Source organism: Billgrantia campisalis (assembly GCF_022341425.1).
Classification (GTDB): Bacteria; Pseudomonadota; Gammaproteobacteria; order Pseudomonadales; family Halomonadaceae; genus Halomonas; species Halomonas campisalis.
The window spans coordinates 1-9290 of record NZ_JABFUC010000029.1; the positions used below are offsets into that span (position 1 = coordinate 1).

The following is a 9290-nucleotide window of genomic DNA, read 5'->3' on the forward strand; positions in this document are numbered from 1 at the left end:
TATCGATGCCAGTGGCCACACCGGTACCCTGACCATGGTGGTCGGGGAAGTGTCTACGGACGGTTTCTCCTTCACCGGCGGCACCGGGGTCAACACCCTCTGGCTGTCCGAAGTGGTGGGCACGAGCTCGCCTGAGCTGGGTACAGAGGCGGTCTGGACGATCGATCTCTCCAACGCGGCGGCTGACAGTGTGGTGCGCATCACCGACGACGTAACCTTCAGCGGTGGTGCCGATTCGGCTCTCAACGTCGATCTCGGCGGCGACGCTGAACTCCTGCTGGACGGCGACTTCGATTTCGGTGGGGCTGATGCGGTCGAATCCATCAGCGTCAGCGGTGGTCAGATGACCCTCACGGGTCACGTCGACTTCCGTGGCCTGCAGGATGGCACCGATACCAACCTCGATCTGGATGGCGTGACGATCTTCCTCGAGGAAGGTGCCACGGTTCAGATGACCGACGAGCAGTTCGCGGCATTTGAAGCGGCGGGTGGTACCTTTGCAGGACCGGGCACCAGCCTGCTGGTGGATCAGGATCTGTATAACACGATTGGTGATGACCTGACCGATATTCGTGGTCTGGATGAGTTGCAACTCGTGACTCGGGACGAGGAACTTCTGAACCGTCATGTGACTGATCCGATCACCCTGACCTTCGAGCAGGCCGAGCTGACCACTCAGCATTGGTACGATGCCGATGGTGACTTCGGGGTGCTGCCGGTGGATGACGACGGTGTCTTCGATGAGGATGGTGATCCTGCAGAAGCTGGCGATTTCCGCGAGTCTGGAGGTGTCACGGTCGAAGTCAGCACTGACGCCGACCTCACCGGTCTGCTGGGCGTCACCACCTTCGATATCGTCGCCGACGAGCCGGTGTCCCTGACCCTGCGTGCCGATCAGCTTGAGCTTGGCAAGCTGGAAGACGGTGAGGGTGGTGCTACCGCCGAAGACATCATCGAAGTGGTCAACGACATCGAAGTGTTGGTTCAGGTCGATTCCGGCAATACCGACTCTGGCGGTGATCCGATCATCGAGCAGCGCGCCTTCACCATCTCGGTGGAGCGTGACGGTGACGGCGACGTCGATTCGGTGGATGTCACCGGGAACGCGGCGGCCCTGGCCCAGACCCAGAACGATGGGATTCTGGGTGCCACGTTGGACGCTTATATGGTCGAAGCCGATACGGTCACCTGGGAGGCTGTGGGCACCACTGCCACTGCCAAAGAAACTGGTCCGTTGAACGCACACGATTCCGCAGCCACGGTTCACACCTTCGAGTGGATCGCCAACGCGGATGACGTTGATGGCGGCACCGAGATCACTGGCTTCACCGCTGGTGCTGGCGACTTCGCCGATATCCTCGACTTCTCAGCTTTCCTGGGAGATGGTTACGACGCAGTCGGTGATGGCAGTGACGCAGCAGTTGCTAATGACGAACGTGATATCGTCGGTAGCGTGGCCTTCTTCGATGGCACGGATCTGACTGAAGCTGATTTCACATCTGGTGGCGGAGTTGGTGCCTTCGAAGACTTTGCAGAAGGTCAGGCGGTAGTGATTGGCAACAACGGCAACATCTGGTATGTCGATAGTGCCGATACAGAAGTTACCAACGATGATATCAAGCTGGTTGGTACCGTTGATGGAACCTTCGGTGACTTTATCGCCGATAACGTTGGCGCCTAATCCCACTCTCTGAGTGAGATGCCTTGACGGCACCCGGCTCCGGCCGGGTGCCCCAGGGTCAACGCAAATCAAGCGGTAATCTAACGAAACCCTGCCCTCCTTGAGGGTGGGGTTTTTTTCCCTTTATGCTGGATGGCATTTCCCTCACAGCAGCCAACCACAGGACTCCCCATGACCCGATGGATTCCCCTCGACCCCGCCACGCACCATGAAGCGGGCTGGTTCAAGTACCGCGACTATTCCTTTGCCGCCAAAGACCATATGGCCCCGGTGGCCATGGCCGAGATCACCCAGGTGCTGCCTTGGTACCCGGTGGCCTTCGTGTTCAATGAGCAGGCCGACCGCTATCACCTGGTCGCGCTGCTCTCCCTGCAACCCGGCCGTAACGTCTACCTCACCCCCCAGGGCAAGTGGCAGGCGCCCTACGTGCCCAGCCAGTACCGGGGCTATCCCTTTGCCCTGAACGGGGAAGGGCAGCTGTTCATCGACGCCGACAGCGGCCTGTTTGCCGAGACCCAGGCCATCGGTGCCCAGCCGATCTTCGAGCACGGGGAGCTGGCCGAGCTGACCGGCCAGGTTAAGCAGTTCCACGAGAAGCGACAGCAGGCCCTGGGCACCACCCAGAAACTCGTCGACCAGCTCCACCAGGCCGGGCTGATCAAGCCCTGGGCCATCCGCTGGAAGCCCAAGGACAAGGTCCAGACCCTCAAGGGCTACTGCGGCATCGACGAAGCGACCCTGCGCTCGCTGCCCCCCGAGACCTATGCCGAGCTGGCCCACACGGGTGCCCTGGGCCTTGCCTATGTGCAGATCTTTAGCCAGCCCCGGATCGGCGATCTCCAGTTCCGCCACCGCAAGCAGCCCGGCAGTGGCAAGCCCAGCGACAAGGCCGAGCGTCACCTGCATTCGGTGGAGCAGACCGACAGCCTGGACGCCTTCTTCGGGGAAGGGGATGACGACCTGGAGTTCGACTTCGATCGCTGACACACAGGAACCGATGTAATGGCCAGACGCAAGCCACGCCAGCAGCGAAAGGCGCACAGCGCCTCCGCGTCTCGCACCGCCCCCGCGCCGGCGGCCGCCGAGCGACCCAGCGCGGATTTTACCGATAGTGTGATGAAGCAACGCCTGCACGCGATTCCGCACCTGGGTGCCAATGCCTACCTGCTGGCCCTCGCGGCCTGGCAGCGCGGGCTCAAGGTCACCTTTCACTACGAGATGGCCAGCCACTGCCCGCGCTTCGCCCACCTGCCGTTCTCCGGCTATCGCGGCGAGTTCCTCACCATCGGCGATGGGCGTCGCCACCACGCCTTCTATCGCGTGATGGGGGATCGCACGACACAGGAAGCCAGCGCCCACTGCGAGTCCAAGCCGCATACCAAGGCGGTGCTGAGCAAGGCCGAGGTGCCGGTGGTGCCGGGGGTGGTCGTGGCGCCGGGCGAACTCGCCGCCGCCGAGCCTTTCCTGACCCAGGGCCCTGCCGGCCGCTACCTGCTCAAGCCAGTGGATGGCACCCTGGGGCGCGGGGTGCTGCGCAATCTCACCGCCGCCCAGGTGCGCGACGCTCTCGCCAGCCTGGACGCTCCCATGCTGCTCGAGGCGTTCGTGGTCGGCACCGAGTATCGGGTCTACGTCACCGGGGGACGGGTGGTTTCCGCGCTGATTCGGCGTCCAGCCAGCGTGGTGGGCGACGGCCAGCGCAGCGTGCGCGAACTGGTCGAGCGCAAGGCCGCGGCCAGGCGCGCCCATCCGGTCTATCGCACAGACCCGCTGGCACTCGATGAAAGCGCGCTGGCGTTTCTCGCCGCCCATGGCCACACCCCGGAGGATGTGCCGGCCCCCGGCGAGCGTGTGTACCTGGACGACCGGCCCGGCACCCAGTTCGGCGGCGACTTTATCGACGGCACCGGGGCGCTGCCCCCACCGGCGGCCAAGGTGGCCATTGCCGCCACCCGGGCGCTGGGCCTGCCCAATGCCGGGCTCGACCTCATCGTGCCGGAGGATGACCCGGCGCGCAGCGTGGTGCTGGAAGCCAATCAGAACCCCTACATCGATCTCGACGTACTGCCGTTTCCTGGCGTATACGTGGCAGGCAGCAACCGCATCGCCGAGTCGATCATCGACGACTACTTCCCAAGCAGCGTGACGCGACCCCGTTTCCCCCGCGCGAGCTTCGACTTCATGGCCATCTGCCAGATGCTGACCACCGGCATCGTCAGCGAAGTCAGCCTGCCGGTGCTGGGCGCGGACTGGGTGCACGAGCGCCTTACCCTCCCGGCGACCCAGGTGGATCAGGCCATCGTCGATCGGATTCACCAGGTGCGACTGCGCCATGGCCTCCATGTGCAGCTGGTCAAAAGCGAGACCGGCGATGTGATCGTCGACGCCGTCGCCCCCCGGGAGCGCTGGGCGCGCTTCTGCGCGCAGGCCCTGCCGGAAAGGGCAGCCTCTGTCTCAACCTCAACCTCAACCTCCCCTTCCACTACTACCACCCCGATCTAGGACACCACGACACCATGCGAATTCTGACTCTCAAGCCGCTCCTCCTGGCCACCGCCCTTGCCCTGCTGGTCAGCGGCTGCGGCCGTGTGCCCCTGGTGCCGATTCTGTAGCGATGACGTAGCAGGACTCATGCAGGGCGACGCCAGGCCATCTTGCCTGCTCCATTGCCTGGCCCGCCCCAAGGCGAGTGGGCCTGTGAGTCAGGAGAGAGCGGAGAGGGATAACGCAGTGGCCATAGCGTGGAGGAGAGAGCGGAGAGGAGCCCCAGGCGGAAGCCAGGGAGCGCTGTGATATGCTGAGCCTCTCTACCCATAGATGCCCGGCGGGTGGCAACCGATGACCGACCTCCTTGATCCCACCAACGACTACGTCTTCAAGCGGCTGTTTGCCGATGCCCCGGATCTGCTGGTGGACCTGATCAACGACCTGCGCCCGGACCTGCCCAATATCACCTCGGTGGAGGTGCTCAACCCCACCATCGAAGCCAGTGAACTCACGGGTAAATACATCATCCTCGACGTCCTGGCGCGTGATGGGGAAGGCCACTGCTACAATGTCGAGGTGCAGGTTCGTCGTTATGGGGCCTGGCACAAGCGGGGCTTGTTCTACCTGGCCCGCACCCTGGGCCTGCAGCTCGGTAGCGGAGAGGACTATCAGGAGCTGCGAGCCTCGGTGGGCCTGCATCTGCTGGACTTCGACCTCTTCATGGAGACAGCGGCCGAGCGTGCGCAGGCGGTGTGGCGCTTCGAGATGCGGGACGAACGCCAGCCCGATGTGACGTTGGGGAACATCCTGCAGATGAACCTGATCGAAAAATAAATAGGGGGATCGCCTTCTTCACGCACTGGCAGGAGGAACTCACCATGGCCAAGGTGGCCCATGAACCGGTCAAGCGAGCGATGAGCCGCATCCGAGAACTCAGCGCCGACGAAGAAGCCCGTCGTCTGGCGTTTGTGCGGGAACGGGCGCTGCGGGATGAGGTATCGTTTCTCAATGAAGCCAAGCGAGAAGGGCTGGAAGAAGGCGAGCAGCGGGGCCGTCAAGAAGCCAAGCGGGAGACCGCCCGCAATCTGATCGCCCGCACCGAGATGGACGACGCCATGATCGCGGAGATCGCCGGGCTGGCCATCGAGGATGTGGTCCGGCTGCGTGAGGAAGCCAGGCACTGAGCGTCCCATAGCGTGAAGAGGGATAGCGGAGAGGAGCCCCAGGCGGAAGCCAGGTGGCGCTGTGCTATGCTGAGCCCCTTGGTTTCAGGATGCAGCGTGTATGGCCCATCATCATGATCACAGCTACAAGCTGCTGTTCTCCCACCCCGAGATGGTCAGGGATCTCCTTACCGGCTTCGTCAAGGAGGCGTGGGTCGCGCAGCTCGACTTCTCCACCCTGGAAAAGGTCAGTGGCTCCTACGTCACCGACGAGCTGAGAGATCGGGAAGACGACATCATCTGGCGCGTCCGCTGGGGTGAGGACTGGCTCTACGTCTACCTGCTGCTGGAGTTCCAGTCGAGCGTCGATAGCTTCATGGCGGTGAGGATCATGAGCTACCTGGGGTTGCTCTATCAGGACCTGATCCGTCAGAAGGCGTTGACTCCCAGTGGCAAGCTCCCCCCGGTGCTGCCGGTGGTGCTCTACAATGGCGAAGAGCGCTGGCGTGCCGCACAGAACGTCAGCGAGCTGGTCGAACGGATACCGGGTGGCCTAGAGCGCTACCGGCCCGAGCTGAGCTACCTGCTACTGGATGAGGGGGCCATCGTCAATGCCCCCGACTGGTCGGACGAGACGCGCAACGTGGCAGCCGCGTTGTTCCGGCTGGAGCACAACCGAGACGAGCGGGACATGCTCGATGTGCTGGGTAGCCTGGTGGAGTGGCTCAAGGCCCCGGAGCAGACCGGGCTGCGGCGTGCCTTCGTGGTGTGGATACGTCGCGTGCTGCTGCCCCACCGAGCGCCGGGGATGGAGCTGCCCGAGTTCAACGACTTGCAGGATTTACACGAGGTACATGACATGCTGGCTGAGCGCATCAAGAAGTGGCCTGAACGTTGGATCGAGGAAGGCCGAGAGGAAGGCCGCGAGGAAGGCCGTGAGGAAGGTGAGAGGCTGCACGCCGAGAAGACCGCCCGCAATCTGATCACCCGCACCGAGATGGGCGACGCCATGATCGCGGAGATCGCCGGGCTCCCCATCGACGAGGTGGTCCGGCTGCGTGGGGAAGCCAAGCACTGAAGCCTCTCCCGTGATGGCTCCCGTCCCTGGCAGGGCTTGTTGACCGCGCGCTCTATCCCAATACCGGAAGCCAGCGACAATCAGGATGAGAACCGGGGTGTCGCGGCCCCTTCGCTTTTACCCTTCCTGGCTTGGTGCACATGTTGCGATATTCGCGTCTGTGTCGCTGGGCGACACAGGATGGCTGGTCTTGGTTGTCGCGCGTGTTGCCGGCCGCCCTCGTGAGCGTTTGTTGTCCATCGCCTCCCCCGAGTTCGACAGTTAGAAGCGTAAACCACTGATTAGCCAGGAAACACCTTTTCAAAATTGGCACTACAAGCGTGATGCGGCAGGTGCCGGCAGGCCAATGGCTTCGAAAAGGTCATGTTGCTCAGGCTTCAGTCTGGTTAGGCCGCTCGCCGCCGCCCTGCTGCTCAGCGGCTGCGGCCGCGTGCCCCTGGTGCCGATTCAGTGACGGTCTCATTGCTGGGCAAGGCGATGCCAGGCCATCACCGCGGCTCCATCACCACCACCACTTGAGTGGTGGGGGAAGGGGCTTCGACAGATCGAGTAGGGCGCCCGGAGTCGAGAGAGTGGGTGAGCCGCTCGGTCACGATCGCCGGAATGAGTGGTCACGTCCTGCCCGACCCCGTCTGGCATGCCCGTCATGACCGACTTCTCGAGACGGTCGTTCTACCGCTACGGAGCCGCGGACCTCCTTGCCTTTTTGTAGTTTAAGAACTACGATTCGTTGATGCTTGATATCAAACAGACCGAAACCTACCGAAAGTGGGAGCGCAAGCTCCGTGATCGGCGTGCCAAGGCACTGATTGCCGCGTGTGTCTTTCGATTGGCCAATGGCTTGCCAGGTGATGTGAAGCCAGTGGGGCAGGGTATCAGTGAGCTGCGTATCCATCATGGCCCGGGGTACCGTGTCTACTTCAAGCAGCGTGGCAATGAGATCATCATTCTCCTGTGCGGCGGTGATAAAGACACCCAGCAAGGCGATATTGAGACGGCGCAACGGTTGGCAGCAGAGTGGGAGGCGTCATGAGCGACAAGGTTTACGATTACGATCCGGCAGCGGCGCTGGAGAGTGAGGAGGCGATTGCCGTATTTCTCGCTGATGCGCTGGAGACCGGCGATTCTGCTTACATTGCCAAGGCCATGGGTGTGGTGGCTCGTGCCAAGGGCATGACAGAGCTGGCCCGTGAAACCGGCCTCTCCCGTGAGCAGCTGTATCGTTCATTCAGTGAGCAAGGAAACCCAACGCTGAAAACCATGCTGGCGGTGATGCGTGCCTTGGGTGTGGATCTGACCGCACGGCCGCACCAGGACGAACCTGCTGGATTTCGACCTGTTCACGGATACCCCCGCTGAACGCGAGCAGGCGGTCTGGCGGTTCGAGATGCGGGATGAACGCCAGCCCAAGGTGTCACTTGGGAACATCTTGCAGATGAACCTGATCGAAAAATAAATAGGGGGATCGCCTTCTTCACGCACTGGCAGGAGGAGCTCACCATGGCCAAGGTTGCCCACGAGCCCGTCAAGCGAGCGCTGAGCCGCATCCGCGAGCTCAGTGCCGACGAGGAAGCCCGTCGCCTGGCTTTCGTGCGCGAGCGGGCACTGCGGGATGAGGTGTCGCTGTTGAATGAAGCCAAGCGAGAAGGCCGTCAGGAAGGTGAGCAGTTGGGTACTGAGAAGGCGAAGCGAGACACAGCTCGCAACCTGATCAAGCTAGGCGTGCTGAGCGACGAACAGATCGCCCAGGCCACTGGCTTGACGATGGATGACGTGGAAGCCCTGCGTGAGGAAGCCAGGCACTGAGGACCATCCCCTCGATGGCGCTGGCTTCCCTTCCATCCGAGTCCCGTTGACGCCGCGCGCTATCCCAATACCGGAAGCCAGCCTTGCTGGCTTCTTCCCTATCTGGCTTCTGGCCGCGAAGTTTTCCCATGCCCTTGAGTTCCCTATCCTACTGATCCCAGACCACCATAGCTGCTCCATTCCCCGACCAGTCCCCGGGGGATGTGGCCTGCGGGCAGTGGCACTGGATAGCGGATAGCGAGGCAGCCAGGCGGAAGTCAGCCGGCCATCGGGGGCCGGCCCTCAATCGCGAGTGCCGGATTTCAGCCTTGCCCCACATCCCAGGCAGCGCAGGCGAGGGCGCTTGCCGGTCAGGCGATGCCACCAGCGCCGCTTGAGAGGCTGGTGGAAAGGGCTTCCACAGATCGGGCAGGGCGCCCGGAGACGAGAGAGCGGTGTCAGATAGTCAGGCATGCGGTCTCGGGTACCAAGTAAGAAAAGACGAGCGATCAGGGTGGCCGCCGGCACGGAAAGCGGGCGGGGCGGCATGGCAAGGGGCTGTGGTAGAATCTATGTTGAACTTTTAGGAGAGATCATGCCGATAGAACCGGGAGACTACCCAGTAATCGAGCCCGATACGGCGTTAGGACGTGCACTCGTTGAGTTTTTCGATGTGCTTGAGCCTGTGTATGCAAGTGGCGAGAAGGGCGTCTTCCAAGTCATTGTTTTTGGTGGTTGTGCGGTCCATATCCATACTCAGGCGCGCGGGAGTGCGGATGTGGACGCGGAGGTGACCTCCCACGGCTATGCCGATAAGTCTGAAATCGTCGCTCTGCTGGATGAGGACGCCTATGTGTTCACGGACGAAGCGGGCATGACGCAGCTGCTGGAGCTGGACGCCAGCTTCAATACGACACTCGCCCCGCTTCACGAAGACTACGAGGATCGTGTCATTCGCCTGGTGACGCAAAGCAACTGTTAATGGCCAAGTAAAGTGACCCAGTACCGGCCAACGCTTTTGAGTGCGCCAGGCAAAGCCTGGTCATCCGGGAAACCGAGGAGGTGGAAAGGATGAGTTGAAACCCAGTGGGTGAAA

10 protein-coding genes are annotated in these 9290 nt (G+C 62.3%); all 10 read left to right on the plus strand.

The genetic code is table 11. The features are described from left to right. Positions 1–1681, plus strand: a 1681-nt coding sequence (locus HOP52_RS19275; RefSeq protein ID WP_238979157.1) for a hypothetical protein, incomplete at its 5' end; no start/stop codon positions are given. Between the two features lie 171 nt (positions 1682–1852). Continuing rightward, positions 1853–2665 carry a SapC family protein gene (locus HOP52_RS19280; RefSeq protein ID WP_238979158.1) on the plus strand — a complete coding sequence of 271 codons (813 nt, stop codon included), beginning with the start codon at positions 1853–1855 and terminating at the stop codon, positions 2663–2665. 18 nt (positions 2666–2683) lie between these two features. Beyond that, positions 2684–4183: a hypothetical protein gene (locus HOP52_RS19285; protein WP_238979159.1), complete on the plus strand. Its 1500-nt coding sequence runs from the start codon at positions 2684–2686 to the stop codon at positions 4181–4183. A gap of 336 nt (positions 4184–4519) precedes the next feature. Then, entirely contained in the window at positions 4520–5002 is a 483-nt protein-coding gene (locus tag HOP52_RS19290) for an Rpn family recombination-promoting nuclease/putative transposase (RefSeq protein ID WP_238979160.1), read from the plus strand. A 44-nt stretch (positions 5003–5046) separates the two neighbouring features. Then, positions 5047–5352, plus strand: coding sequence for an RpnC/YadD family protein (locus HOP52_RS19295; protein WP_238979161.1), 306 nt, complete (start codon positions 5047–5049; stop codon positions 5350–5352). A gap of 100 nt (positions 5353–5452) precedes the next feature. Further along, positions 5453–6409, plus strand: coding sequence for an Rpn family recombination-promoting nuclease/putative transposase (locus HOP52_RS19300; RefSeq protein WP_238979162.1), 957 nt, complete (start codon positions 5453–5455; stop codon positions 6407–6409). Positions 6410–7142: 733 nt separating this feature from the next. Continuing rightward, positions 7143–7442, plus strand: coding sequence for a type II toxin-antitoxin system RelE/ParE family toxin (locus tag HOP52_RS19305; protein ID WP_238979163.1), 300 nt, complete (start codon positions 7143–7145; stop codon positions 7440–7442). Further along, positions 7439–7768 carry an addiction module antidote protein gene (locus tag HOP52_RS19310; RefSeq protein ID WP_238979164.1) on the plus strand — a complete coding sequence of 110 codons (330 nt, stop codon included), beginning with the start codon at positions 7439–7441 and terminating at the stop codon, positions 7766–7768. The genes HOP52_RS19305 and HOP52_RS19310 overlap by 4 nt, the downstream gene beginning before the upstream one ends. A 141-nt stretch (positions 7769–7909) precedes the next feature. Further along, positions 7910–8215, plus strand: a complete 306-nt coding sequence (locus tag HOP52_RS19315; protein ID WP_238979165.1) for a hypothetical protein — start codon at positions 7910–7912, stop codon at positions 8213–8215. Between the two features lie 574 nt (positions 8216–8789). After that, on the plus strand, positions 8790–9176 hold the full coding sequence (locus tag HOP52_RS19320; RefSeq protein ID WP_238979166.1) for a hypothetical protein: 387 nt from the start codon (positions 8790–8792) through the stop codon (positions 9174–9176). The last annotated feature ends 114 nt before the right edge of the window (positions 9177–9290 follow it).

Excerpts from the sequence above, each read along its gene's own strand:
- HOP52_RS19285 (WP_238979159.1), top strand. The coding sequence starts at position 2,684 with ATGGCCAGACGCAAGCCACGCCAGCAGCGAAAGGCGCACAGCGCCTCC.
- HOP52_RS19320 (WP_238979166.1), top strand. The coding sequence starts at position 8,790 with ATGCCGATAGAACCGGGAGACTACCCAGTAATCGAGCCCGATACGGCG.
- HOP52_RS19310 (WP_238979164.1), top strand. The coding sequence starts at position 7,439 with ATGAGCGACAAGGTTTACGATTACGATCCGGCAGCGGCGCTGGAGAGT.
- HOP52_RS19295 (WP_238979161.1), top strand. The coding sequence starts at position 5,047 with ATGGCCAAGGTGGCCCATGAACCGGTCAAGCGAGCGATGAGCCGCATC.
- HOP52_RS19305 (WP_238979163.1), top strand. The coding sequence starts at position 7,143 with ATGCTTGATATCAAACAGACCGAAACCTACCGAAAGTGGGAGCGCAAG.
- HOP52_RS19315 (WP_238979165.1), top strand. The coding sequence starts at position 7,910 with ATGGCCAAGGTTGCCCACGAGCCCGTCAAGCGAGCGCTGAGCCGCATC.
- HOP52_RS19280 (WP_238979158.1), top strand. The coding sequence starts at position 1,853 with ATGACCCGATGGATTCCCCTCGACCCCGCCACGCACCATGAAGCGGGC.
- HOP52_RS19300 (WP_238979162.1), top strand. The coding sequence starts at position 5,453 with ATGGCCCATCATCATGATCACAGCTACAAGCTGCTGTTCTCCCACCCC.
- HOP52_RS19290 (WP_238979160.1), top strand. The coding sequence starts at position 4,520 with ATGACCGACCTCCTTGATCCCACCAACGACTACGTCTTCAAGCGGCTG.